The organism is Bacillus sp. FJAT-42376 (genome assembly GCF_003816055.1).
Lineage (GTDB): Bacteria > Bacillota > Bacilli > Bacillales > Bacillaceae > Metabacillus_B.
Genome location: NZ_CP033906.1, coordinates 2,990,021 through 3,016,922 on the forward strand (window position 1 = coordinate 2,990,021; position 26,902 = coordinate 3,016,922).

General features: G+C 37.6%; 26 protein-coding genes. 3 read left to right on the forward strand and 23 right to left on the reverse strand.

Annotated features, from left to right (window positions below; genetic code table 11):
• Positions 1–46: 46 nt before the first annotated feature.
• The gene (locus tag CEF21_RS15055) at positions 47–556 is read right to left on the reverse strand and encodes a signal peptidase I (protein WP_123917732.1); all 510 of its coding nucleotides are present in this window, start codon (positions 554–556) and stop codon (positions 47–49) included.
• Between the two features lie 232 nt (positions 557–788).
• Here CEF21_RS15055 and CEF21_RS15060 point away from each other — a divergent pair, with 232 nt between their 5' ends.
• From CEF21_RS15060 to CEF21_RS15070, 3 genes are read left to right on the forward strand one after another with little or no spacing between them, the layout of a single operon-like run.
• Positions 789–1,145: an XRE family transcriptional regulator gene (locus tag CEF21_RS15060; RefSeq protein WP_123917734.1), complete on the forward strand. Its 357-nt coding sequence runs from the start codon at positions 789–791 to the stop codon at positions 1,143–1,145.
• Positions 1,135–1,260 (forward strand): anti-repressor SinI family protein, encoded by a 126-nt coding sequence (locus CEF21_RS15065; RefSeq protein ID WP_123917736.1) that lies wholly within the window; start codon positions 1,135–1,137, stop codon positions 1,258–1,260. The genes CEF21_RS15060 and CEF21_RS15065 overlap by 11 nt, the downstream gene beginning before the upstream one ends.
• A gap of 16 nt (positions 1,261–1,276) precedes the next feature.
• Positions 1,277–1,750 carry a VanZ family protein gene (locus CEF21_RS15070; RefSeq protein WP_123917738.1) on the forward strand — a complete coding sequence of 158 codons (474 nt, stop codon included), beginning with the start codon at positions 1,277–1,279 and terminating at the stop codon, positions 1,748–1,750.
• A 52-nt stretch (positions 1,751–1,802) separates the two neighbouring features.
• On the opposite strand, the gene CEF21_RS15075 is transcribed toward CEF21_RS15070, so the two are convergent.
• The 22 genes from CEF21_RS15075 to CEF21_RS15175 all read right to left on the reverse strand — a co-directional run bounded on the left by CEF21_RS15075 (position 1,803) and on the right by CEF21_RS15175 (position 26,852).
• Positions 1,803–3,599 (reverse strand): ABC transporter ATP-binding protein, encoded by a 1,797-nt coding sequence (locus CEF21_RS15075; protein WP_123917740.1) that lies wholly within the window; start codon positions 3,597–3,599, stop codon positions 1,803–1,805.
• Between the two features lie 12 nt (positions 3,600–3,611).
• On the reverse strand, positions 3,612–4,781 hold the full coding sequence (locus tag CEF21_RS15080; protein WP_241156874.1) for a nucleotidyltransferase domain-containing protein: 1,170 nt from the start codon (positions 4,779–4,781) through the stop codon (positions 3,612–3,614).
• Positions 4,762–5,232 carry a lasso peptide biosynthesis B2 protein gene (locus tag CEF21_RS15085; protein WP_123917744.1) on the reverse strand — a complete coding sequence of 157 codons (471 nt, stop codon included), beginning with the start codon at positions 5,230–5,232 and terminating at the stop codon, positions 4,762–4,764. Before CEF21_RS15085 ends, CEF21_RS15080 begins: the two co-directional genes overlap by 20 nt.
• 26 nt (positions 5,233–5,258) lie before the next feature.
• Positions 5,259–5,549, reverse strand: a complete 291-nt coding sequence (locus CEF21_RS15090; protein ID WP_123917746.1) for a lasso peptide biosynthesis PqqD family chaperone — start codon at positions 5,547–5,549, stop codon at positions 5,259–5,261.
• Positions 5,549–6,277, reverse strand: a complete 729-nt coding sequence (locus CEF21_RS15095; RefSeq protein WP_241156687.1) for an aldolase — start codon at positions 6,275–6,277, stop codon at positions 5,549–5,551. Before CEF21_RS15095 ends, CEF21_RS15090 begins: the two co-directional genes overlap by 1 nt.
• Positions 6,278–6,567: 290 nt before the next feature.
• The gene (locus tag CEF21_RS15100; RefSeq protein WP_123917750.1) at positions 6,568–6,693 is read right to left on the reverse strand and encodes a paeninodin family lasso peptide; all 126 of its coding nucleotides are present in this window, start codon (positions 6,691–6,693) and stop codon (positions 6,568–6,570) included.
• Positions 6,694–6,708: 15 nt separating this feature from the next.
• On the reverse strand, positions 6,709–8,634 hold the full coding sequence (locus CEF21_RS15105; protein ID WP_123917752.1) for an asparagine synthase-related protein: 1,926 nt from the start codon (positions 8,632–8,634) through the stop codon (positions 6,709–6,711).
• A 436-nt stretch (positions 8,635–9,070) separates the two neighbouring features.
• Positions 9,071–10,699 carry a glucosamine inositolphosphorylceramide transferase family protein gene (locus CEF21_RS15110; protein ID WP_123917754.1) on the reverse strand — a complete coding sequence of 543 codons (1,629 nt, stop codon included), beginning with the start codon at positions 10,697–10,699 and terminating at the stop codon, positions 9,071–9,073.
• Positions 10,700–10,886: 187 nt separating this feature from the next.
• Complete coding sequence (locus CEF21_RS15115; RefSeq protein ID WP_123917756.1) at positions 10,887–13,010, reverse strand: right-handed parallel beta-helix repeat-containing protein; 2,124 nt, start codon at positions 13,008–13,010, stop codon at positions 10,887–10,889.
• Between the two features lie 308 nt (positions 13,011–13,318).
• Positions 13,319–14,881, reverse strand: a complete 1,563-nt coding sequence (locus CEF21_RS15120; RefSeq protein WP_123917758.1) for a lipopolysaccharide biosynthesis protein — start codon at positions 14,879–14,881, stop codon at positions 13,319–13,321.
• A gap of 13 nt (positions 14,882–14,894) precedes the next feature.
• Positions 14,895–16,034: a polysaccharide pyruvyl transferase family protein gene (locus CEF21_RS15125; protein WP_123917760.1), complete on the reverse strand. Its 1,140-nt coding sequence runs from the start codon at positions 16,032–16,034 to the stop codon at positions 14,895–14,897.
• Positions 16,035–16,058: 24 nt separating this feature from the next.
• Positions 16,059–17,216 carry a DegT/DnrJ/EryC1/StrS family aminotransferase gene (locus CEF21_RS15130; RefSeq protein WP_277423906.1) on the reverse strand — a complete coding sequence of 386 codons (1,158 nt, stop codon included), beginning with the start codon at positions 17,214–17,216 and terminating at the stop codon, positions 16,059–16,061.
• Complete coding sequence (locus CEF21_RS15135) at positions 17,217–17,858, reverse strand: acetyltransferase (protein ID WP_123917762.1); 642 nt, start codon at positions 17,856–17,858, stop codon at positions 17,217–17,219. It abuts the gene before it with no gap.
• A gap of 1 nt (position 17,859) precedes the next feature.
• Positions 17,860–18,456, reverse strand: coding sequence for a sugar transferase (locus tag CEF21_RS15140; protein ID WP_123917764.1), 597 nt, complete (start codon positions 18,454–18,456; stop codon positions 17,860–17,862).
• Positions 18,457–18,469: 13 nt separating this feature from the next.
• Positions 18,470–18,610, reverse strand: a complete 141-nt coding sequence (locus CEF21_RS21355) for a YwzD family small protein (RefSeq protein WP_164462203.1) — start codon at positions 18,608–18,610, stop codon at positions 18,470–18,472.
• A 29-nt stretch (positions 18,611–18,639) separates the two neighbouring features.
• Positions 18,640–19,836 carry a glycosyltransferase gene (locus tag CEF21_RS15145; RefSeq protein ID WP_123917766.1) on the reverse strand — a complete coding sequence of 399 codons (1,197 nt, stop codon included), beginning with the start codon at positions 19,834–19,836 and terminating at the stop codon, positions 18,640–18,642.
• 33 nt (positions 19,837–19,869) lie between these two features.
• Positions 19,870–20,613, reverse strand: a complete 744-nt coding sequence (locus CEF21_RS15150) for a glycosyltransferase family 32 protein (RefSeq protein ID WP_123917768.1) — start codon at positions 20,611–20,613, stop codon at positions 19,870–19,872.
• A gap of 113 nt (positions 20,614–20,726) precedes the next feature.
• Positions 20,727–21,815, reverse strand: coding sequence for an EpsG family protein (locus CEF21_RS15155; protein WP_123917770.1), 1,089 nt, complete (start codon positions 21,813–21,815; stop codon positions 20,727–20,729).
• Between the two features lie 24 nt (positions 21,816–21,839).
• Positions 21,840–22,724 carry a glycosyltransferase family 2 protein gene (locus CEF21_RS15160; protein WP_123917772.1) on the reverse strand — a complete coding sequence of 295 codons (885 nt, stop codon included), beginning with the start codon at positions 22,722–22,724 and terminating at the stop codon, positions 21,840–21,842.
• Positions 22,725–22,728: 4 nt separating this feature from the next.
• Positions 22,729–23,835, reverse strand: coding sequence for a glycosyltransferase family 1 protein (locus CEF21_RS15165; RefSeq protein ID WP_123917774.1), 1,107 nt, complete (start codon positions 23,833–23,835; stop codon positions 22,729–22,731).
• Positions 23,820–24,977 carry a glycosyltransferase family 4 protein gene (locus CEF21_RS15170; protein WP_123917776.1) on the reverse strand — a complete coding sequence of 386 codons (1,158 nt, stop codon included), beginning with the start codon at positions 24,975–24,977 and terminating at the stop codon, positions 23,820–23,822. Before CEF21_RS15170 ends, CEF21_RS15165 begins: the two co-directional genes overlap by 16 nt.
• Positions 24,978–25,025: 48 nt before the next feature.
• Complete coding sequence (locus CEF21_RS15175) at positions 25,026–26,852, reverse strand: polysaccharide biosynthesis protein (protein ID WP_123917778.1); 1,827 nt, start codon at positions 26,850–26,852, stop codon at positions 25,026–25,028.
• Positions 26,853–26,902: the final 50 nt, after the last annotated feature.

The following is a 26,902-nucleotide window of genomic DNA, read 5'->3' on the forward strand; positions in this document are numbered from 1 at the left end:
CCCCTAGACCAAATTTATATTGAACTTCTCATGTTAAGGAGAAGGATCAATCTGTTTTTATCTGTTTTTCAGTCTGCCTGAACAATAGCCTGTAAGATAGAAAAAGGAGAACTATGCCTGGCAGGTTAAGCAGAATAAGCAAACTTATATTTGATTGGATGCTGGCAAATAGATACCCTGCTGAAGGAATAGTTAAATTGGTATAACTGCCTACGATGTTTTTCCTTTCGACTGTCTCACGATCGGGTGCATCGTTGGCATCTCCTTTAGTTTTATATTTATTTTCATTCAGAACTTCATAAATCCGATGGGTGACCAATATTTTTTCTTTCGTTTTAAATGTTATAATATCCCCTTTTTCATAAACATCTGCATTATTCCTCTTCTTGATTAAAATCATAGATCCCGTTTTGAAAACCGGTTCCATGGAACCCGATAATACATTCTTTAATTGAAAAGGAAGGAATTGGTGGGTATTTCCAAGAAGTAATAGATAAAACAGAATGCCTATTAATAAAGTAAACCTCAAAGCATATTTCTGAACGATTTTCAGCATTACGCCACCACACGCTTTGTTCTTAATAAAGAATTATTTGTTTTAATTATATCTTATGGCCTATTTAAAAGAAAAATCTCGAAAAATGCTGTTTTTTTCATTTTAACGAACGTTTTCGTTCGTTTTCTCGGTTTTTCTTCTTTTTACTAACTATCTTGTAATTTTATTAAGAACGAACTGTTTTATATAATGAACGAAAGGAGTTCATTTAGTAACAAGAAGGAGTCTATTAATGGAAGAAGTCGGGAAGAGGATTCGGGAAATCAGAAGACAAAAAGGGTATTCACTCAGCGAATTAGCTGAGCTGGCAGGAGTTTCAAAGTCTTATTTAAGCTATATAGAGCGAAATGTGCAAAAGAATCCAAGTCTGCAGTTTCTATCCAAAATATCAGAAACCCTGAATATTGAAGTAAATGAACTGCTCGGTGAGCAACAGGAATTAACAAGCCAGCTCGATGATGAATGGAAAATGCTAATTGAAAAAGCGATAAAAGATGGAATGAGCAAAGAAGAATTCGAAACATTCAGAGACTATATCAAATTTATTAAGTGGAAAGAAACCCAGGAGGGCCGAGAAGATGAAAACTGAACAGATTTCAAAAGAAGAGTGGATTGCACTGCTAATGGAAGCTAGAAATCTTGGATTAACTCCTGATGAAGTGAGACATTTCCTTTTTAGCGGAGGAGCAGGACCTGCACGCTAATCCTGCATAAAGCACAATGGGGACATTGGTAAAAGTTTTAGCTGTTTTAATTCCGGTTCTATACGTTTGCGGTATTTGGTTTCAATCAAGTCATTCTACCAACCAAATCCTCGTATTTCTGGCATCTTTAAGTCATCATCCTGCAGGAAGCGGAGAAGAAATAATATTTTCCAGACAGATGGGAACATTGTTGGAAATTCTGCATTTAATTGAATTTGGCCTATTGTTCTTTTTAATGGTTCATTGCATGCATTTGTTTGGTCTTTCCCGACAGAGAGCTTTTCCTCTTGCTCTAATTGCAGCATGCAGCTTTAGTATAATAGAAGAATGGCATCAGTTATTCGTCGCAGGGCGCTCATCTTCCTGGATCGATTTGGCAAAGGACTGGATTGGAGTATTTGTGGTATGGGCTTTTATGCTGAACAAAGAAAGGGATAGAAGAAGGAAAAAGAAATATGAATGGAAAACCAGGCTTGGCAGAAGAGTATGAACAAATACCCGCTTACCCGCACCTGGGCGGATAAGCGGGTATTTGTTGTTTTTTAATGTATTGCTTCCATCTGATTTTCTAAAAGCTGGCTAAATTTGCTGGATTTCTGAATGGATAATTCTTGGAAACCACCTGATTGGATCATACAGCCTTCATCTAAAACAATTACATGATCGGCATTTTTAATTGTAGAAAGCCTATGTGCAATTACAATGATTGTCATTTTACCTTTTAACCGATCTATTGCCTCCTGAATCTTTCTCTCGTTTTCACTATCGAGGGCGCTGGTAGCCTCATCCAATATTAGAATAGAAGGTTTTTTTAGAATAGCTCTTGCAAGCACCAATCTTTGCCGCTCTCCCCCGGAAAGCCTGACACCGCGATCTCCTATATGAGTCTCAATGCCTTCAGGGAGGCTCCGGACAAAATCTGCCGCACAGGAAAACTCCAGGGCTTGCCATATATCTGCATCTGAACAGGCAGGATTTATCAATTGCAGATTTTCACGTATGCTCGCATTGAATAAGAATGAATCCTGCGGAACGTAACTGATGGCTTTTCTCCATGAAATGATATTTTTTTCTTCAAGGGGGAACCCATCAATCAGAACTTCTCCACTATCTGGCTTCATCAATCCCATAAGAATATCAATAAATGTGCTTTTCCCCGCCCCGGAAGGACCTACTATTGCAGTCATTTCATTTAGACGAATCTCAGCATTTATATTTTTAAGTACATAGTTTTGATTCTCATTGGAGTAGCTATAGAAAATTTGACGGTAATGTACACCTTTTTTAAGTTCATAAGGTTCTTCATGATTCTGGAAAGGATTCATCCTTTCCCTTGAAGATTCGCACTCTGTATACAAACTTTGTACTGAGTTAAATGCCGGTATCGTTGCAGCCAGGTTTTGCATGGTAGACTGGATTTCTGTAAAACGCGGCCAAAGTCTTGTGAAAATGAGAATAATAGCCATCAATTCTTCAATATGAAAATGAAATTTAATTATTGAGAAATAGAGAAAAATAGCAATAAAAATTGAAGAGGTTACTTTATAATACAAGTCAGAACTTGTCTGCAGCTTAACATATTCTATTTGCTCCTCTACCATTCTGCCGGTGTGGCGGCTGAACCAGGATAGTTGGGATTTTTCAAGCGTATTGCTTTTGATGTCTTTCATCCCGTTAAATTGATCTGTTACTCCCGCAAGATACTCCTTACCTAATACAGAAGATTGCCTGCCGGCTTTCACCGCCCGGTTAACAAATTTATGAGAGCATAAAATAATAAAAGCACCGCACAGCAAGACTAGGCCTGTAATGCTGGCGGATAGCCAAAAGGCAAGTAGCACCTGTATACTTGTAAAAATGACCGAAGTGATCATCTGCAGGAAAAAATTCATTCCGCTTACCACTCTTGCAAGTTCCGAAGTAATGGAGTTCAGCAAATCAGATTTTCTTTTCTTTATAAAAAAGGACCAGCTTGAGTTTAATACTCCCTTAAAAAGATTAATTCTTAACTCTCTGCTAAACTCATGCAGCAGCTTAACATTCAGAATTCTTATAGCCCGCTGGAGGATACTTTGACTTAGCATAATAAAAATAAAAATAACCAACAGCAGCACCAGTCTTAAATCCTCAGGCAGACCTTCAGCAAAACCAATAACAGACTTAAAAATAGGGATCCCCTTATTCTCCGGAATCATACCGGTCACACTAATCAGCGGGATCAGCAGCAAAATCCCCATCCCCTCCAGTAAGCTGACAATGACTATACCAAATAAATTAACCGGTAAAAGCCATCCGGAAAACTTAAATAGTTCCTTTATATACATATAAACAATTCTCATATGAGCAGCCCCTTAGGTAATAGCTTGTTTCCTGGCTTTCCTCCAAATAGCCAAGAAGGGTCTTAACGGAAAATATAAAAAGTGAAGCCTTTTAGGTAATGGAAAAGTTTCAGCATCAATTGGATATGGATAAAGAAAACTCAAGAGGAATAACAGCTTCTGCCCAAAAGACTTAATGGAAAATAAATACCGGGAGTGATAAAACGCGATTTCCTTCGGAACAGGATCGCTATGAAGGTTGATCATTTGTTTCAAATAAAACATGCATGCTTCCGCTGCCTTTTCAGCACGTCTATTTTTTAGTCCATCCATCTCATTAGCAAGTGAAGCAGAAAAAACCTGTGAATGTAAAAGAAGCACTTGGCCGCCTATTAAAGAAGAATGATATTTTTTCATCTGTTTCTTGATAAATCTCCAATTTAATGGCTTTTCTATAAGTAAATGAATATCCAGCAGCCATCTTAGCCGTGACCAGCCGTGGCGTGCTCCATGTTCTGCCAGGAAAATAAACAAGTCTTCCTCGCCAAGTAAGAAGACTGGATGACTGGTAAGACTGCTCAGCCTTCTTCTATCCCACAACTCCCTAAAACATGGTTCCTTTCCCGGGCCGGGATTTAAACGCCAATGCACTTCTACTGTAATGTCCTTTACAGGATGGAAAAAAGCAGTATGATGGTGTCTCCACTTCCATTCTCCCAGAAAAGGGGAGAAATACTCGTCCTTTTTAAAACCTGAGTCTGCCAATAACATTTCCGCTCTTTCCAAGTCTTTAAACGGAATAAGCAAATCAAGGTCTCTTGACGTTCTTAAAGAAAGGTCCCCGTATAAATCCATTGATAAAACCGGACCTTTAAGAAACAGAACCGGGATATCCTGTTTTGCAAACAGCTGGCTGATTTGGACCATTTCGTTGCTTAGATGGAGCATCTGAAAAGTGTTTTTACGGTGGAGGATGGAAAGTTTTTGCATCACTGAATCGGGAAATACACCGGGATTTTTCTTTGCCATCAATGGGTATAGGTTCGGAAAAATCCGATGATGCACAGCTAATTTGATAAACAGTTCCCAATCCGTATCCGTTAAGTCATTCTCTATCTTCCCGTCTGTTGATAGCAATTGAATAATTAGCTTTAATTCAGCGGGTAACAGAGAAAGATCCAGCTTATACTCTTTTTCTTCCACCAAACTCATCCCCGCTTTCTATTTTCTTTGCAAAACTGCTTATGGCTGTAAACCTTTCTCTGCCCTCTTCTCCAGTGACATACTTATTTCCGCAGCGCAGCCAGGCATGAGCAATGAGTTTACCTTCTCCATCTTTCCCAGTTCCCAGATAAAGCGTGCTGGCAATATTTCTTCGTTCCAGCATTTTCATAGCGGCAATCGCTTTAACCAAGCATTGGCTTTCCCAAAAAGCATATCGACTCATAATGTGAATGCACTCTGAAATGAGTTGGACGGTCTGTGAGGAATTAGAGTTAACAGGTGTTTCTTCCATTGGAGTTCCTAACAGGGAAATGGTTTTCGAAAAAGGTCTTGCCTTTATAATCCTTGCCCATCCGAGAAAAAGAAAAGCTTCGATTAGCAACTTTTTCAATTCGGAATCAAGCCTTATAAATCTCTTTACTTTTTCCATCCATCTCAAATCCTCTTCCGGCGAATTTATTTTTTGATTGAAATTAACTTTTCTTCTCCCAGCTGTTTTATAAAAGAGAGAACGTGGTCTTCACATTCAGGCTCTTTCACAGCATAATTTTTCATAAGAGATTTAATAATTTCATTAACGGCAACAGGTTTTTCAATTAAATCCCATATAGCTCCTCCAATCTCACCTAAGTTGTAATATTTTCCGTTTCCGATGTTTAACATCACCTTTTCGCCATTCATGTCACTTACCAGGTTGCCTTCGTTTTGAACAACTTCACTATCTTTTGATAGGTTGCTATGATTCATTACACACTCACCCTCTCCGTTTTTTTTAGGACTTCGCTGATTAAATGACTGGTAGCAAAATAATGATCCGGTCTTGAAATCCTGAAAACATCTATTGTGTTAGCAAGCTGGGATATGGTTTTAAAGTGCCAATCCAGCAAGCCTAACTTATTCACAAAAAAATTCCGGTATGTATGACACGATAACAGATATAGCTTCTCAAGTTTTGAAATGGACAGACAGCTAACCTCTTCCATTTTTGTTTTCCTCAATTCAAAGATCCCGGCAAGCTCCAATGGCTTGTTTCGAAAGTGCTTTCTTACTGGAATGGCATATTTACGCTCTCTTTCAAAAAGCGGGCTATATTGGGAAGATTCCATGCCAAAGTGTTCCATGCTGTCTCTCCACAGTTTTTGCTGAGGATAAGCCGGAGCTGCAAACGGTACCCCGTTTTCGAATGTAACAGCTATCACGTCGTCGCTTAATAGCAGATGCCCTTCATTCAACAAGGCTGAAGCAAGGGTGGATTTCCCGGCACCGGATTCTCCTATAAAGGCATAAGCTTTTCCATTTATAGAAATGGCGCTCCCATGCAAAGGAAGAATTCTCCTCTGAATAAGAAGTGCCCCGAAGCAGGTCCCAAGTATATATAATTTGATTTTATTTATATCAGAGCCCTGCATGGGAGAAACAATAATTTTAAATCCATCTTCGATACAAAAAATGGCAGTCCCATCAATTTTAAACATGATCCTTTTTTCTTTAATATAAAATTCATTATCATTTATATGAAGAGCTTTCCAAACGTTATTTAAATCTTCAATCACAATATAAACGTGCGGTTCATCCAGGAACCCAACATTTGCTTCCAATTCAGGAAAGAAGATATCACTGGCTACTCTGAGTCCAAAAACATCATATGAGTTATAATGGTCCGGCTGTATGATTTTTCACCCCAGTCTGCTGGCATTATATTTAATGGACCCTTATATGCATAAAGAATATAAGGGTCTTTAAATGGATAACAAATAAAATTAGATCAGCTGTATTTTACGGGATCATCCGGATCTGGCTGAACTGCATCCGGGTATCTGTGACCTGGTCCAGCCATGGTCATATTTACATCCAATACTTCTAAAACTGGTTTTTCCCATTCCTTTTTCATTTATTTCACCTCCTTTCAAGAGATCCGTTTCATAAACCTGAAAAATATTAAACTTCTCATAATTAATCTAAAATCATGTCCATATACTTCATGGTCGGATGGTTCTTTTAATCGATTAAGAGATTTCAGGATAACAGCTTGATTCAAATATTCGCCTATGTGTTTATCTTTTGCCATTCTTTCCGCTTCTAAAAGAAAATTTCCCCACTGAGAATACATTCGAAAAATTCCATCAGCCCCCTGAATTCCTCTCGTTCTCATGTTCAATCGCACATCATCAGGCAGATATCCTTGCAGAGAACGTCTAATCAAAGAGCGGTCGTATCCGTTTTGAACGTATTGGCTTTCAGGGACAGATAAACAAAATTCAGCTACCCTTAAATCATTAGTAGGATCCCGATCCCATAAAGAATGTTTAAGAGAAAGCTTAGTGGAATAGGTGCCATTAATACTCCAATAATATGGTTTCTCGAACTGTGTTTTTCTCATCGAAAACGCATCTGAGTAATTTACACCATCAAAATCAATATTTTCTTCGTTCAGCCTGTCCCATACATGATGTTTTGCTGCATAGTCCTGATTAATAAGCACCGGATATGGATCGGGGCGGTTTTTTGAACTCAACCCTGGAAATGCTTTATGTGCAATCAGTGACAATAATCTTTTTCTGCCAATACCAATAAGTTCGCTGTATAATGACAATTCTTTAGAAAAGCTTTTTAATTTAAGTTTTCTAAGTAAAAGGGCATAGTAATCCAAGGAATGCCCCCAGGAAACGGTCCAATTTCCCCGCTGGCCATTTAACAATATGCCTACTCCTTTTTGCGAAGCAGTTTCATAAATTCCTTTAAGCCAAAAACTGTTCTCAAAAAATTTATAAGGCATTTCCATCGTATCTAGCCAATCATCTATAACAGAATATGGATTCTGATTCTCAAACTCCAGATAATCTCCTTCAATATTACCTGAGTAAGATATGGTAGATTGAATCCATGGGGTTTCGTCAGCATTTCTTCGCTTTGGTGTCCAATCCTTAAAATCTTTCACAGGTATGTAACTGAAAGACAGCAGCTTTTTATCGTTCTCTGCTAATTTCTTTGCAGCAATAGCCGCAGCAGAACCAGAATCCAGCCCTCCGCTTAAATGGGATCCTACCTGTTTATGAGTACGCAGTCTGTTACTAATTGCCTTTTCATATACATCCAGAAATGCTTCTTCGTAATCATGATTCGTCTTCAAGTTTAATTTTCTTTCGTAATCAAAGGAATGATATTTTGCAATGGTTAATGTTCCTCGTTTTATCGTGATTGAATGTCCTGGAGGCACTTGTCTAATTTGATGATAAACAGTCGAATTGTTATCTATAGATTCAAAATTCAGAGGGATAGCGAGATAATCTGCAACCCATTGATTGTTAATGGCATGACTGATAAACGGTAAATTTAAAAGCGGGTTAATGAGGGTACAGAAAGCAAACGTATTGTTATCTAAATGGTAGTAAAGAGTGCGGCAGCCTGAATAATCTCTCGCACCGAAAATCGTATCTCTTTGTTTGTCCCAAATTATAAAAGCATAATCTCCCACTAAGAACTTAGGACATTCTTCTCCCCATTTCTCGTATGCACACAATATAAGAAAACTGTCAGTTATATCCGCTCTTACCTCTTTTTTAATCTGCAGCCGCTCAAACAATTCATTCCGGTTATCAATAATTGCATCTGCTGTAATGGCTAATTCCCTATTGTACTCGTAAAAAGGAAGCTCTTCCGTAATAGATTCCGGAGTAATCCATTGTAAGATGCAGCCCATAAATACATGATTCCATTTAAAATAGCCGTTTTTGTCTGACGGTACATGATTAAGCGATTCTATTAAAATATCTGCATATTCGCCGGGAACTGGTTCATGATCCACTTGGAAAACTCCTGTTATTGCGCTCATACAGCCTCCATCGAAATTTCTTTATAAAGAACAAAAACATTAAAAAAAACGTTATAGTAATTAGTTCTACACTTTTTTTCTCTATAAAGAACAATCTTTTTTCAAAAATATAACACCGTTTAAAATTTTTGTCAACCGATCATAGTTCGGAAGTCTCATATTTACCCTCAATAGAGTAAAGGAAATCCATTAGTTTAAAGGCAGGTCTCATCAACGAAACGAGTGGTTTAAAGTGAATAAAAATGAAGGATGATTATATGAGGTTCTGAAGGAGGACAATACTAAAAAATCAATAAGGACATTAAATAAATTATCGGTAAGGGCTTCCGCATTTAAAAACAATTTTTTAAGGATCACGAAATGAAGCGAACCCCCACTCTTAGCCTAAAGTGTGGAAATTCGCAGACTTTTACTTGAATCACTTAAATTTCTAACCTCAGAAAATTTTCAAAATAGGTTTCCGGCAATCTACCAGTTCAATTTCATCATTGAACACATACGTATGAGTTCCTTTATTATTCTTAATTACTTCTGGAACTATTTCATTAATTTTGCATTCTTTATACTCTTTTTCGGTCAAGATTTCTACCTCATTAAAATTAACAGAATATCCATAAGTAAACTGACAATTTTGAGAGGGCCGTAACAATTTCCCTTCTCTAAAAAACAGATTACCTGCGGGTCTCGCAGTTCTTGAATCTGATACAATTGGATTCATGGGATGCTTTTCCCACTCTCCATACAAGGAATCTGAAAAAAACAGATGCAATTCATCAAGTGAACTTGCCCCATCCGCAAAAACATTTGTAAATAGCCAGTATTTATTTTGGTGAAATAAAATAGTACTGTCCACAGCATTAATGTTACTCATTAGAACTTTTTCCAATTCCCATTCATACGGGAAATTTTTTGCTTTGTATAACTCTATCGTTTTGTTTTCAGATGTTTCCGGTATCATATAGATATTCCCCTTATCTTCCATTAAAAATGGATAAGATAAATGATAGGGTTTGTCCAAGACTTTTACCGGTTTTGAAATCAAGCCTTTTTTCACATCCATTTCTATGAATGAAATAATTCCTTTTCCTTCCCTGTATACATATTCTTCAAAAAAGACATAGTTTTTTTCATTTTGTCTCATGACAAAGGGATCCGCATAAAACCTGTCACCCTGTGTATGAAGCAATGTGAAGACATCCGATGACTGCGATTTATTTTTATACGCTAAATACCATTGTTCTCTAATAAGTCTTGCTTTAAGTTTATGGACCAATAGACGAGATAGAAATATTAGCATTTGTGCATTATTGGGTATTTTTTTTTGTACAGCTTTTCCTTCTCCGACTTTTTCAACAGAGAAGCAGTTCTTTTGCAGATAAAGAAGCTTATCATTATGAAGGCTTTTTAACTTTTCACAAATTATTGAAGCGACTTTCCAATACATAAAATTCCTATTTAAAAATAGAGATTCAAAGTTCATAGAAGAAGTCGTTTCGTAAAGAATCACCTCTTCATTCCGGTTGCTTTTTAAAACATTTAAACTTGTAGTAAAGGGGTGTTTTTTCCCAAACATAGCCCAAAAAGCCTTCGTGCACCATTCATTTGAGCTATATGACCATACACCATGCTCAGCAAGCCTTAGTATCCCTGCTCCCAGGCTTTTACTTCCAAGCTGGATTATTACATCAGGTTTTTCTTTATCGATTTCATTTGCCTGTTCACGACTAAGATCCGCTTTTCTGCCCTCCGATTTAGCTTCAACTATTTTAGTATCTCCCTTTATCAGCAACGGAGTAAGATCAATTTTTTTAAATGAATTTTTTTTCGTAAACCGGCAATAGTATTTATAATCCCATTGGGTATACGTATCGTACAAAAATCTGTCTAAACCTTTTAATATCCTTAAAGGATTTTGCTCATGCGGCAAGGTTGTGTCTCCAGTGACGATTACAATGGAAAGCTTAAATATTTCTGATGAAAGAACTTCTTGAATAATTTTTTCTTTCCAGCTGTTTATGATTAAAGAATCCACAATAATCCCGACTTTAGTAGGTCTCCTTCTCATTTACAAAACCCCCCTCTAATCTTTATCTCATATAAAAAACCTGCCTCACATCGGCAGGTAACGTTCAAAGTTATCGTTAAATAAGAAGGTATCAGCAAGTTTTGCTTACGTTCGTGCAGAATACATACCCTCCAGCAAAATCGGTCAGGGCGCTGGGATTTTACTGGTTCATCTAATCACAGCTGCGCTAAAAAATAACATTGCTGGATAAGTACTCATTGTTCTTGTACTTAAGTGCCGAGTTTTGAAAAACATTTTCTTTTGTGATTACTCTTGTCGCCTTAGAAGGAACCACATCCACAGAAACCCCAATCCTGCCGTTAAAGCCGTTGAATAAATTATCTTGAATCAAAGCAAGCTTTCCATTAAATTCTTTATCGATACTAACTAGCGGTCCACTGCCACTTTGGGTTGAGTACTGAATAATGCAGCCTTTTAATATGAAATTTTGGAAAATATTTTTCACTTTTACTACCCGGCCGGTGCTTCCTTTAATCTCGGATGTAAGGATTGTTAGTTGCTTTATGGAAGCAGTGACCGATAGAATATCATCTGTTCCATTTGAATCAAACATACAGTTTAAAAAAGTATATTTGGCATCCGTATTTCCTGGTATACCAAGAGTAAAATTGCATACTTGACCCGGTCCGCCTATAAATTTGCATCCGGTATATGATCCGGGAACCAGACCTGTTGTCTTTAATAGATTAAAAAAGATGGAATGGTTGTATATCCAGCCATCGGAAGTTCCATTCATTATATAATTCAGGTAATTACTATCTGGACCTTCAAAAACACAATCCGTAAAGATTTGAGGCTGTTTTTCTAAAGTAAGAGTATAGAAAAATTCTGAAAAAGAGGTGCTTTTTTGCTGGTCATTAAAAAACTTGCAGCCTTTGAAATTTACTGTATAGGCCATTTCTTTTGAAACGGTTATACCGCAATTATGAAACATATTATTATATAGAAGCATTTGTCTGCCGATTCCCTGTATCCTTAAAGAACACCCATAAAAATAATTCTGTCCAAGCAAGATTTCACCTGCCAATATAGAACTGGCTTTATCAAAATAATTATTTGCTATAATAACACTGTCTGCCCCTTCATTTATGGCCAAGGAAGCATATTTGGTGATGGCAGTCATTCGATTGTTGGTGATGTGTATAAATTTCCCGTCTACGGCAACTATGTTATAGCCGCTGATGTAAGAGAAATTATTTCCATCTATATAAATGAACTGATTTAAATCATAGCCATCTTCTATATCAACTCCTGCTTGGGGATCTGTACCGCTTATATGATGTATGTCACAGGATTTAATATAGATATGTTTACCGCCCGTTACACTGATGCCCTGACGTCTGCAATGGTGCAAAACGCAATTTTCAATACTTACGTTTCTGGGGAATTGAGGGACCCTTACAGTAATAAGCGTATTCTTTTCAGATGGAAGTTTACTCTGATGAATAACTACCTTTGCATATGCCGCTCCTTCCATTAAATCAACTTCATCAAAAAATTTAATCATTCTGGCAGCTGAAAGATATTCATGAGTATTACTAAAGAAATATAAATCATAGTATTGAGATTGAATATCCGAGCCCAATTCTCCATATCCATTTCCATACAAACCGAAATACCCAAAATTTTGTATCTCCTGTTTAGTCAGGTCAATCCTTATGTTTGAACGAATCCGGTTATCTTCTGCACTGTTTTTCCCGTCTGCCGGATTAATGCCTCCCGGCTCGAAGGATCCTCCAAAGCGATATTCTTCCAGCAGCCCAAAAAGATTGGAGGTGCTGATCGCGTCACCTGTACAATCATAAATCTCTAAGTGATCCAAAGTAATAAACCTGCAATTAGCAGAGGACTCCGTTCCAATCCGGATACCCATACCCCATTCATGAGTACCTTCTATTGACTTGTAATCGTGATGGATCCTGTCTCCCTGAATAATCCCGTTTGTAATTCTAGCATGCACTTGATTGGTGTAACTAATAACAGCATACCCTGAGAGACTATTGTCTCTTATTTTAAATGTAGACCCATTTAAATTTAATGTCATATAACTAGCAGGGTGAATAGGGTTATTTTCATCAATTAAATAAGTTCCCGCTGGAAAAACAAGTTCAGCATACCCTTCATTACGTGCCCATTTTATGGCTTCATTAATACCCTTTGAAGTATTTACTGCATCTTGTCCCACGTTATTAATTTTCCAGCGGTCCAGTTCCAATCTGTAAGAGCCAAAAAATCCATATGAGTTTCCATTTTGTAAGCCGCTCAATCCGTTTTTTTTCTCCTCACTCATTCTTTTCTCATCCTTTTTCAATAAACTATTCGTTCAAGGAAGAGAATGACTGTACAAAAACACAGTCAGATGATGTTTATCATGAAAGAAAAAAACGCTTGTTTCGTTTAAAAGATTGCTTTTACAAAAACGGATTAAGGAGTATGATCCTTTCCAGACGATGTGAGGTATATAGTCGAAGGCAATACCCTCTATATCCCAAATCGGATTATACCTTTTATCCTTAGTTATATCCCGTTTCATCATCATGGGGTCATTTCCATAGGTAAGCATCCAGCTTTTTTCCACGCTGAAATCCTTCCATTCCTTTAAAGATTCACATCCAATTTTCTGCTCTTCAATTTTTTGGAAATGGATGAAAGAGCACCTAGTCCAACCATTTTTACATAGAGGAATTCTTTTGTTCGACAGAATAGTAGAGAGTAAATGAAACTCGGCACAACCAGACTCAACGTCCCTTTAATTAAAAGGGATAAGAAATTCTCTTCAAGTTTGAAAGTCAAAAGCTGACTTAATGCAGAAGTAATCAGGCATGCGAGGATGGTTAACATACCATATAAACAATAGCTTTTAAAGTAATGAGCTAAAGAGGCATTAAATATATATTTATACACGAGTCGAGGAATATTCCAAAAACTGGTTAAAATATTACTCAGCATCGTACCGATAAAAATTCCGGCTAATCCAATTAGATGAACCAAAAGAATAGAAGCAGCTAAATTGATAGCAGCCTCCACTAGTGACATGTACTTATCCTGCTCGAAAATCCCTGCTTTCACTTTAAAAATAGTAATGGTTGCTCTCATGCTCTTCATGTAAAAATCCATTAAAATCAAGATAAAGACAGCACTGTCAAGCAAATACCCTTCTCCCAGCCACACATTTATGAAGGGCTCGATTGTGTGAAAGGAGAAAATAACCGAAACAGAAAATATCCAGAAACTCACGAAATTGGATACCTTGAATGTAAAATACTGTTTTTCACTGCTTTCAGTTGCAATCAAGTTCCCTACACTCTCACTCGCTCCACTAATAATAGGCTTTACTATAGAAGCAATCTGATTAATGATCATGGAGTAGTTGGAGTAAATACCCAAAATAGAGATATTAATAAAAGTTGCTATCAATATTGTATCCGTGCTAAATACTAAATACGTACCAATATTGCTAATAAACAGGGCCTTTACGTTCTTAATAAGGGACCTTTTCTCTTCTTCCGAAATTGACAGCTTAGTTTTCGTTTTAATATAGGGATATCTTTTTTCAGCAATCAGTCCGCTTATTACTGCTTCTGCAAGAGACATTCCTAATTCTACCAGCAAGTACAGAATATAGTTGTGAGTATAAATCAAAATGACCAGTCTGAGGAGAGTTGTCGACAATTGAACAGCAAAATATAAAGTGGATAAAATATAGGCTTTTTGATCAGCGTTTATGAGTGCGATGCGATGAGCATTAAAATAATAGATGAGATTTTTAAAAACAAAAATTAAATAGACAATGGTTAAGTTCTCAATCGCCTCTTCCCCTTTCAAAATAAATCCCAGGAAGGGCAAGAATAACAAACTAAGCACCAAAATAATGACTGCAAGGAAGGAATACGCCTTTTTGTATAATTGGATATATGCAATGATTTTTTCTTTATTCCCTTCTGACATGGGCTTATACAGGTGGTATACAATACTCATGCCTATGCCGCTCTCAACCAGTGCAAGCATGGAAATAACATTGGTAAAAAACCCATTGAGCCCAAGGTAATCCGGGCCTAGATAATCAATAAAAATTTTCCTGGATACAAAACCTACAGCTGTCATGACGAGCTGGGAAACGACCAGTACAGCAATATTTTTCAAAGAGTTTTTTATTCTCATCTATTCTCATTTCCTATTCAAGAAGATTAAATGATTCTGCTTCCATGGTTAGTGCACAATTTATATATGTTTTAGAAAAATTCATCCATCTTTGTATAATTTCTTCCGAATATTCGAAGTTGATTGGCTCACGGAACACATCCCTGCTCCTTTGTTCTGAAGATTGAACGATTCGGTCCGAAAGATTTAGTTCCTCCAATAAGTCACGCATTCTTGTATTGATTGATTCACTCCTGTAGAAAATAGCAAACGGAATTCTAAAAATGATTGAAAACACAGCTGCATGATAAGAATTCGAAATGACATATTTAGCATTTTTTATTAAAGAGACAAACATCAGAGGACCTATAAATCGAAAATTTTTGTCTCCATAGTTTCTCATTCCTGTACTGATTGTATAAATTTTCAACCCCGTTTCTTTAGCCAGATCGATTGCTAATTTTTTTATATGATGATTATTCTCAAAGTCATATATTAATATATATTCTCCTGGGATTTTCTCGTTGCCCAGTTCTTCCCAGCAATTTTTCCCCAGAAGAAATACGGGGTCCAGAACACTTACTGCACTATCTATTTTTAATTTTTTCAGTAATTCTACTCCGCTTTTTTCTCTCACTGATATTAAGTGTAAGTTTTTCACTTGCGTATAGACAAACGTCTCCAGCTCTTTATCAATAAAGTCTGTAGCAAAACTAGGGGCATAAGAAGCCCGCCGTTTACCTGGAGGTACAAAATCCAAATAGAATGCAGGATCCTTGCCATTTTGATGCAGGCTGTTCCATATTTGATCGCTCCCGCAAATGTAAGCATCTGCAATCGGCGGATTATTTTTCAGCTCTTTATTTGACTTATATTCTTTGTCCGTTAGAATTAAGTATTTTTCAGTAAATTGGTCAAAGGCTTTTTTTCTTTTAAGGGCTATTAGTCTTCCTGGAAATTTCAACGTTATATAAAATAACCTAGCCGGTATACTCTTTTCCCATTTTGGATTGTCAATGCTGAAGAAATTGTAATCTTTACTTAAATAATCTGGTCTGTAATTTATTATCACTGTCTCATGGCCGCAGTTTATCAAGTATTTCATCAATGCATAGGCCTGGAGAGATGCCCCATGATTGTAGACATTGTGGCTGGTGATTGTACAAATCTTCATTGAGGTCCACTTCCTTAAGCAAAGTTAATAGGTCTGAAGGATTTTTTTTACAATTCCAATTATGCGCATCTGATCCTCGTTGGATAAGTTTGAGCCTGAAGGAAGACAAATTCCATTTTTAAAAACATAGGTGGAGAAATCTTTATCCATATGGGCATAAAATTTCCGGCCTTTAAAAATGGGCTGTAAATGAAGAGGTTTCCATACCGGCCGGACTTCTATATTCTCCTCGGACATGGCACGAATTAAATGATTTACCGAAGACCCTGTCTCTTCTCCTGAAATCATTAATGCTGTGAGCCAACGATTTGATTTCGTTTCTTGCAGCTCTGGCATAAAGTGAACACCCTTTAAATCTGATAAATCCTTTTTATATAAATCAAAAATTGCTCTTCTGGCAGCTACCCGGTCATCTAGTATTTTTAATTGAGCCCTGCCGATTCCTGCTAATACATTACTCAATCGATAATTAAAACCGATGGAACTGTGCTGATAATGAACTGCAGGATCCCTTGACTGGGATGCAAGGAATTTTGCCTTTTCAATTGCATCTATATCATTTGATACAAGCATTCCCCCGCCTGATGTAGTAATAATCTTGTTGCCATTGAACGAATAAATCCCGAAGTAGCCAAATGTTCCGCTCGATTTGCCTTTATACTCGGAGCCTAGTGATTCTGCTGCATCTTCTATCATCGGAACATCATATAAATTGCATAGAGTAATCAGCTCATCCATTTTGGCACTTTGCCCATAAATATTTACGACAATAACTGCTTTGGGAAGAGTGCCTTTCTCCGCTGCATCTTTTAGTGCTCTTTCCAATGCGTAAGGAGACATGTTCCATGTATCTGGTTCAGAGTCTATAAAAACCGGATCGGCCCCTTGATACAAAATAGGATTAGCCGTAGCAACAAAAGTAAGGGAAGAGCAGAATACAGTATCTCCTTGTTTTACACCCAATAAAATAAGAGCCAGATGAATCGCTGCTGTACCTGAGCTAACGGCAGCGGCGGCTCTGACTCCAGTTTTCTGAGCAAGCTCTTCTTCAAAAGCGTCCACATTTGGACCTAGAGGAGCAATCCAATTCGTATGAAAAGCTTCATTAATATACTCAAGTTCTTTCCCGCTCATATGCGGAGGCGACAAGTAGATTCTCTTTTGCATAATGGCCTGTTCCATTTAAATCTCCTCCCTTTTGTCTGTCTTTTTTAAATGCGCAGGCACACCATATGCCGTACAATTAGAGGGAATGTTTTTTATAACACAAGAACCGGCTCCAATTATCGACCGGCTTCCGACCACTACACCAGGTATGAGTGTTGCAGAAGCTCCAATGTGGGTTCCGCTTCCGACTTGTACATTTCCTGTTAATACTGCATTTGGTGAAATATGAACATAATCAGAGATCATCGTGTCATGTTCAATGATGGATCCGGTATTGATGATACTGTGATTTCCGATTTTAGCGGCAGCATTGATTACACTATTTGGCATGACGACTATGCCGCATCCGATAATAGCTGAATGGCTTATAATCGCGCTGGGGTGAAATAGATTAGCATATCTTTCAGCCGGCAATGCTAATCTTTCTGCCATTCTTTCACGTGTATAGTTATCACCTATGGCAATAAAATATTGATTAGAATCGTAATTAAAATCGGAGTAAATTGAAACGGGTCCATAAATCATGCCATTCAGTATTTTTTTTTCCGAAAAGGAATCGTCCAGGACTGCTGCAATATTAAACAATCCACTCAGATTGGCAATCTCCTGAACCACTTTACTGTGTCCGCCGTTTCCAATAATGATAAGGGACTTCATATCAGGTCAAGCCGGATCCTTTAAATTTTTCAGCTGTTGCAAATCCTTCTTGTTGAATTCCTTCAGACTTTAATGCCTTTAAAAATGTAAGAAAAAGAATTTTCATATCAAGTCCAAAGCTCTGATTACGGATATACCATAGATCAAGTTCAAATTTCTCTTCCCAGGTAATAGCGTTTCTTCCATTTATCTGAGCCCATCCAGTTATTCCCGGTTTAACTTCGTGCCTTCTTTTCTGCTGCATAGAATAAAGTGGCAAATACTCCATTAATAGAGGCCTTGGTCCTACGAGGCTAATATCCCCTTTAAGAACATTTAACAACTGTGGCAGTTCATCTAAACTGTACTTTCTTAGAAATCTCCCAAAAGGGGTTAACCGCTTTTCATCAGGCAGCAATTCAAAATTTTCATCTCTTTCTTCTGTCATAGACCGGAATTTGAGCAGCAGGAATGGTTTTTCATGGAGACCTGGTCTTGTTTGAGTAAAGAAAACTGGCCGGCCGATTTTCAGCCCTATCAGGGTGGCAAGTATAATCATAGGAATCAAAAAAATAAGTAATAAAATAAATGCAGCCAGTATATCAAAGGAACGTTTCAACCCTTCTCACTCCTTATCTTGCCTCATTTATAATTTGCTTTTTAATTTCTTTTATCAACTCTGCTGTTTGGATTTCTTCTCTCTTCTCAGCAATTTGATAAGCGCTAATCATTATTTTTTTCAGCTGTTCCTGAGTCATTTTTCTGTTTGTCATTACTCTCTCACCTTTAGTCTTTTTACGGTTTAACCGATTAATTTATACAATTTATCTAACTCCGAGGAATTATCATAGTTTTCAGCCTTCAAATTATTAGACAGCCGGATCCTTAATTCTTCGTCCTCAATCATATAGGCAATTCCTTCAGCAATTCCTTCAGCACCTAAAGAGGTAATTTTCCCATCAAATCCATCTTTCACCTGACTTGCGGCTGTTGGGAAGTTTGTAATGACCAACGGTTTCCCTAGAATTTGCGCCTCTTTGACTGTCACAGCTTTCCCTTCATAGCGTGAAGGCTGAACATAGATGTCACAAGCATTTATATAAGGATAAGGGTTCACTTTTTTGCCCAGCAGAAAAAACCGATCCTCTAATTTTAAATCGGCAATCAGCATTTTTAGTTTGGCTTCAAGCGGACCATATCCGACTATGTACCATTCGATGTTATACCCTTCATCAACTAAGCGTTTGCATGCTTTTACTGCTTCATCAAATCCCTTTGCCGGAGTCAGACGGCCAACTGAAACTAAAATGGTCTTTCTTTTATCTGCTTTAATTTCTGCGGGTTTAAAGAGTTTTGCCTGCGCTTTTACGAAAGAAGGGGATAGTACATTCTCGATAACGGACGTTTTATATTCTAATAGCGGAAATTCCTTAACAAATGTTTTCGAGCAATCCTCTGATACGGCGACAATATGATCAAGTTTTTCCCATATTCGCAAATCTGACCTTTTATTTACTTTAATATTGGAATAATCAGTGTGGATCCATCCAATTTTCTTTTTGGCTTTCACCTTGGTTCCCACAAAATGATGCGGCCATAGAAATCCAATAGCTGCGTCATATTCCTTTTTTAACTCCGGAAGGATAGGAGAAGTGTAATCCCACCCATATTGGATAGTTAAATATCCGGGTTCTTCAATTTTCTTCAGCTTCCCATACACTGCACTGGAGCACCTGGCCAGCAATCTTCCCAAGAAAATACGATAATGCTTGGACGTTAATACATTTGCCATTGATTTTCTAAAGGTTGTATAAGCCGGTATTTCAGGAAGCAATTCAGGACCTTTTGGAAGAAAAGGCATAAACTCCCCTTCATGTTTAAAAAGGAGAAGATCTACGCTGTATTTTGTGTAATCTATCGAATCTAAAAGACCTATCAAACTTCTTTCTACACCGCCAATAGCAAGATCAAAGGATGAAATTAATATTGATTTCTTCAAGGATTTCTCTCCTTTAAATAATCTCTAAGAGAATTATTGAGGCTTTCCTGATACCATATGGCGTATAGCAGATATCGCATTTGGACCTATTATTCTGCTGGCTGCTTTTTTCGCTCTGCTTTTTAATCTTACAGATGCAGGCAGCCATGTTTGAGCATAGTGGTGAATTGTATAACTATCATCCGAAATGTAGGTGCCTCCATTGATATAATCATAAGGACTGAAATAGGTTCTTGGATAAATAGCAAAGCTCCCATTCAGGTTTTGAAATTCATTATTTTGCACCAGACCATATTCTTTTGAAAGATTGGTCATAATTTTGGTATTGGTTGTCATATCAAAAACACCTTCACTATTAACGAACATTTTATCGTTATAATACTCTAAAAATATCTTAATCATTGGGTGAAGCTTCTTTGCTCCCATTGTACCTGATTGCAAATGCGTTTCATCCTCAAATCCTGAAAATCCTTCATGAACGAGTAAAGGGTCTAATGGTTTTAATACTTCTACATCTGTATCTAAATAGATTCCGCCTTCTTTATATAGAATATCAAGTCTTGCATAATCACTAACGAATGCAAATTTCCTTGCCTTATATGCCTCTGCAGCAAACTGACTTGAATTTATGTCGAAATTAGATTCATTCCATTCTTTGATTTCGTAGCAAGGCAAATGCTTTTTCCAGCTTTCTAAACACTTTAAAAATAATTTAGGTTTAGCACTATTTCCAAACCAGCAGTAATGAATGACTTTCGGAATTTTTTCATCCTCCATGCAGAAATCTCCTTTAAGTAATATGATTATAATGGCAAATTTCATCCGGACTTTATCTGCCGCGCTTCAGAGGCAGATTCACATCTTCCCATTCAATCAGCTTATACAGTTTTTTAAAATGAAAGTATGATATAGCTCAAATTTAAAAAATCACTTTTATAATCTAAATCCAGTGATATGACTTGTTCATAAAAAAAATAAATCAAATAAAAAATCAATATCATAAAATAGACTAACTTTTCATCTTTTCTTTTAAATAACTTTGGCAGCCACGATATTAAAATAAGATTATATAGTCCGAAATATATGGAGAATCTGGCAAAAATCCAGTTCTGTGTCGAAATAATCATGATAATCAATCCAAGAATCGACATGTTCACAATAATATCACTTTGAGGAAAGATTTCTTTAAATCTCTCTCTCCCTAAAAAGGCAATGATCAGCGGTGCAGCATTAACCAGTACCCTGACATAGCTTGCCCCTCCTTCAGAAAACTCCCTATACTCCTGGTACTGAGTGCCTTGAAGCAAGGAAAATAAGCCTTCTGAGAATTGATTAAAGCTTACAATTGCTGCAACAGCTAAAAATAATAGAATAAACGTTTCTGCCCTCCACGCTTTTTTTCGGACTAAAAAATATACCGGAATTAAAACAAGTGCCGATAAATGAAAAAAAGATGCAAAAATGACAAGCATAAAGTAGAGGTTCCTTTTTCCTTTAAATATAAGGATCGTTCCTCCAAAAATAATAGAAGCTGCCAGAAACTGCCGGATTCCATTCATGGAAACTGTAAATAAACCCGACGTAACATACAAGTACGTGCTTAATTCAACTACTCTGGAATACTGATTCAGTACTTGAATAACCAATATATTTGTTATGATAGCGGTTGTTAAAATCAAAATTTGCGGATCGTCCGAAATATGCTGCAGTGCCATTTGCAAAATGCCAAATGCTATATCTTTATTATTGAAGATAAAATTCCAATCGTAATCATTAACCATATAAGCATGGGCATAAAAAAACGTATCGCCAATATTGTTCCTTAATCCCGCTACTGCCGAGAATAAAATCATGACCATTAAAATGAGTAAGCGGTTTGGCTGAATTCCCAGAATTCCATATTGGGTATCAGTTGCAAAATACCTGGAAAATGATGATAACAAAAATACAGCGAAGAGCAGCAGCCATAGGATTGTCATTCAACCAGCCCTTTCCTGAAAATACTAAACAGCTCTATTTTTTGAACGGATGAAATGATACAAAATGAATCCCGCAGGTGAAGCAAGCACAGTTAAAAACTTTGAAGGTGATTGCTGTAAAAATCGATGATTTTTGCTGAAGAGACTGCTGGAAACATAGTGAACTGCCTGTCTGAATTTGAAAGATATTCCTGCATAGGAAAGTTTCATAAGTTCCTTGCGATAAAACGCAAAACCATTGGGATTATTTTTGTACTGTTTATAAATGTTTAATGAAGAACCGTCTGGAAGATACTCCACAATACATAGGACCTCATTCAATAAAAGCATTTTATATTCCTGATCCAATTTGAAGTATTTGTATGCCAAACCCACGTACTTTTCACCGGTAAATAACGGGTAAGGAAACTTTTTTGTTAACTCCGTCCTATAGACCAGTTTTTTGTCCCCTTTTACTTTAAATTTATGGTAAATATCATATAAACTCGACTGGTGAATCTTTAAAGGAAGCTTCGTGCCAATCACTCTGCCGCTGTGGTCCGCATCCAGTCCAATTATTCCGCTCACTTTGTCACTTCCGTACACCTGCCAAAACGCGAGAATTTTCTCTACCGCATCAACTGGCATAAAGTCATCAGAATCGATACATACATTCAGCTCTGTATCTATATTTTCATAGGCTGTATTATGGGCCCCATGCATACCTTGATTGTCCTGCCAAATGTACTTAATCTCTACTATGTTTTCTTCTTTCCATTGATTTACCAAGCTTCGGGTATGATCCGTTGAACCGTCATCAATAATGAGCCATTTAAAATTTTTATTTGTCTGCATCTTTAAACTCTCATAAACTTGATGAAGACAATATGCCCTATTAAAAGAAGGTGTGAATACAGTTAATATTTTCATAAGCTCACCTCGCAGCTGATAAATAAAATTCCTGAACCCAATCTGCTGTGTGCCGGATATCATATCCCTTTTTGGCTAATGCAGAATCAGGGATGACTCTTTGTTTTTTTCGAAGGAGCTCCTGTGGAATAGCTGAAATCCATTTTTCTTGATGATCGAGTGATAAATAGGTAACCAAATTAACTCCCATATCCGCCTCTTTAGTTATCCTATCGGAAATAATGCATGGAAGGCCCGATCCTTGCGCCTCGATCAACGTTACCGGCAAGCCTTCATGAAAGGATGGAAAAACGAATAGATCAAATGCTTGAAGCAGTTGATCTATATCATGCCTGACTCCCAGAAAACTGACTTTGTCGGTTAATTTTAATCGGGTCACTTTATCTTCCATTTGCTGCTTGAGCTGGCCATCTCCTGCTAAAACTAGGTGAAGATCCATGTATTTTTTTGTACACTCATAAAAAATATCAATTAAAAAATCATGATTTTTCTGCAGATTGAATCTCCCGACGTGTCCAATGACATATTTATGATTGAGGCCGAGTTCCTTCTTTAATCGGTCTCTGATTTCGGGTGTATGCTTAAATCTTTCGGGAGCTATCCCATTTTTCATAACCACTTTTTTCGGATCCTGCTCTCCATATAGCCATTGCGCAGCTGCATTTGAGCATGCAAAATGATGGGTAGAAGCTTGGCCAATCAATTTCCCTGAATAGTTTTTATAGATTTTCGCAAAAATATTCCCTTCACTTTCAGTATTGTGACTATGGGCTATTCGAACTGGAATTCCTTGTTTTTTTGCAGCCTGAAGGACAAATCCGCTCATTTTATCCATGTGAGAATGAACAATTTTATAATATGAATGACGGTGAAAGAAGTGATTCAAATTTCGTATATAGTTAAAATGCCCGCTTTCTGTCATATATGGGATGCGGTGGATGACTCCCCCGAGAAGACGAATTTCTTCATCAAACACCCCTTCATTGCAAGTTAAAAAGTCAAACTGAACTTTGGAACGGTCAATGTGGCGGTAAAGATTCATAATCATAGTTTCAGCCCCTCCGCGGTTCATATTGACTACTGTGTGGAGGATTCTTACAGGACGGCCCATTCCGGTCTCCCCTTTTCATTCATATAGGCTGAATAAATCGATTTTTTTTGCTCTAGAACAATCTGTTCACTGTATTTTTTTTCAATTTTCTCTCTGCCTGCTATCCCCATTTTCTGGAGCTGCTGCTTAGGATACCTGCTGCACTGCAAAATTCTCGCAGCCATATCTTCTATATCCCCCTGTCTAACGAGCCATCCATTTTGCCCAGAAATAATCAGTTCCCTGTGTCCCCTGTTATCGGCTGCAATGACAGGTAAGCCGCAAGCCATTGCCTCCATAATATTTACTGGAAGACCTTCTCTGAAACTTGGACCAACCGCCGCATCGCAAAGTGGCAATAACTCCGCAATATCCTTTCTAAAACCGAGAAACTGAATGAGGTGATCCGTTTTTAATTCTCTTGCCAGCTGCGTACATCTATCTAACAGCACTCCTTCTCCAGCAAGAAGAAGTCTCACATTTGGGACTTTTTCTTTGATTAGAGCCAGAGCACGGATAAGCAGCTCCTGATTTTTGTTTTTGTTAAATTCAGCTGCATTGAACAAAAGAAACTGATTTTCGTCAAACCCAAATAATCTCCTTGATTTATCTCTTACGGAAGAATTGATTCTATTAAATCGCTCTGTATTGACTCCAACTCCATTAACCCGTTCAATTATCCTGCTAGGGAATGAATGTGCTTCAGCCAGATTGTAATCCTCATGGTTAATTGTTATCAGGCAGTCTGTAAAGGCAGCTAGTAATCGTTCGATAGGATAAAATACAAACCAGCTTGAAGCAGAGCTGCCTTTACAGAAATGGAATCCATGAGCAGTATAAATAAGTTTCGTCCCTTTCTTCCGTGCTTTCATTGCAGCTAATCTTGTGAGCACTCCCCCCATAGGAGTATGGCAATGAATGATGTCGTATTCATTCTCACAAATAATATTTTTTAATTCTTTAAATGCATACATATTTTGTGATTTAATAGGGGACCTCTGGATTGGAATATTATATTTAACATCTGCATAAGGCAAGTCCAAATCTCCTGAGGCGGCTATATGAACCTCCCAATTTTGTTCCTTAAACCACTTCATAACAGGTAAATGAAAAGCTTTAAAATGATAGTCAACTGTTGCAGTCAAAAGCACTTTTTTAGCCATCTGTCCATTGCTCCCATATAAAAAACGCCGCAAGGACGCTCTGTTTTTTTAACCCGGAACGGATAAAAGCTCCTTCACTGCCGGACGTTTATTAGCAAGCTCTAACAGCTTTTCTTTAAGTTCCACTGAACTCATGTTCGGATAAGAGGTAATCAAATGATCAATTTCATCTATAAGAAGTTCCGATTTTTTGCCAATATAAATTTTAGGATAGATCTGTTCTTCATATACTTCCTCTTTCTGCAGAAGCTCTTCAAAAAGTTTTTCTCCTGGACGGATACCTGTGAATTCGATTTCAATATCCTCTACTGCATTCCCGGACAGAATGATTAAATTTCGGGCAAGGTCCACTATTTTCACCGGATCTCCCATATCCAATACGAAAATTTCGCCTCCGCTTGCCAATGCTCCTGCTTGAATAACCAATCTGGAAGCTTCTGGAATGGTCATGAAATATCGAATCATATCAGGATGAGTGACCGTGACCGGCCCGCCATTTTGAATTTGTTTTTTGAAAAGAGGAATAACGCTTCCCCTGCTACCGAGCACATTCCCAAAACGAACTGCTACAAATCGTGTTTGACTTATTGTATCCATACTTTGAATGACCATTTCTGCCAGTCTTTTTGTAGCGCCCATCACGCTGGTTGGATTTACCGCCTTATCTGTCGAAACCATGACAAATGTTTCTACCCCACTCCAGCTTGCAGCTTCAGCAGCATTCTTTGTTCCAATCAAGTTATTTTTTACTGCCTCTTCGGGATTTCGCTCCATCAGAGGAACATGCTTGTGCGCAGCCGTGTGATAGACAACATGCGGTTGATGTTTTGACATTACTTCCTTTATTTTATTGAAATCCTGAAGCTCCGCTATTTCTGTAACAAACTGAATGCTGGTCTCACTATAAAGGGCCTTTAATTCCATTTCGATTGAGTAAATGCTATTTTCTCCGTGCCCTAATAGAACTAGAACACTGGGATTAAACTTAGAAATCTGGCGGCAAATCTCCGATCCTATCGATCCGCCTGCACCTGTAACCAGGACTGTTTTTCCATGTACATACTCAGAAATGCTTTCTATATCAAGCTGTATCGGCTCTCTTCCCAATAGGTCCTCCACCTGCACATCCCGGAACTGACTCACGGCTACTTTTCCGGTGACCAAATCTTCAAGCATCGGTAATATTTTGGTTTTTGCAGAGGTTTTCGCACACTCTAAAAAAATCCTGTTTAATTCTTTCTTCTTTAGCGAAGGAATGGCTATTACAATATTTTCTATTGATAGCTTCTCAACAGCCCCCGCAATCTGGCTGACCCCTCCAATAACCGGGAGACCCATGATGTCCAGCTTTTGTTTTCTTTTGCTGTCATCTATGAATGCGATCGGCTTCAATTCAGCTTCTCGATTGTTTTTGAGCTGCCTGGCAACCATCGTACCTGCTGACCCTGCTCCTATAATAAGCGTCCGCTTCTTATTGCTGGTTGCTTTCATAAGTGAATCTCTATACATTCTCCAGCAAAATCTCGAACCCCCAATTAATAGCATATGAAGCATCCATGTTACGGCAAGAAGCCGGAAATACACATCCTGAAAAGCAACTTCCTGTACAATTCCAGCGGTCATTATGGAAAATGTCACAGCTTTCATAATCATCATCAGCTCATCTATGCTCGCATACTCCCATGCTTTTTTATAAAGCTTGTATATATAAGAAAATACATGATGGCAGATAAGAAGTGCCAGAGAGCTAATGATGATTGGAAGAGTTGCTACATGTATATCTGCTGAAACAATAAAGCGGCTGAAAAACACAGCAGTTAACACAATGAAGGAATCGATCAGAATGAGTATTGAAAGTCTTGTCCGAAAAGTCAAACTGCTTCACCCCTTTATAAAAGTATTGAAAAACTTAGCCATAATTTCCT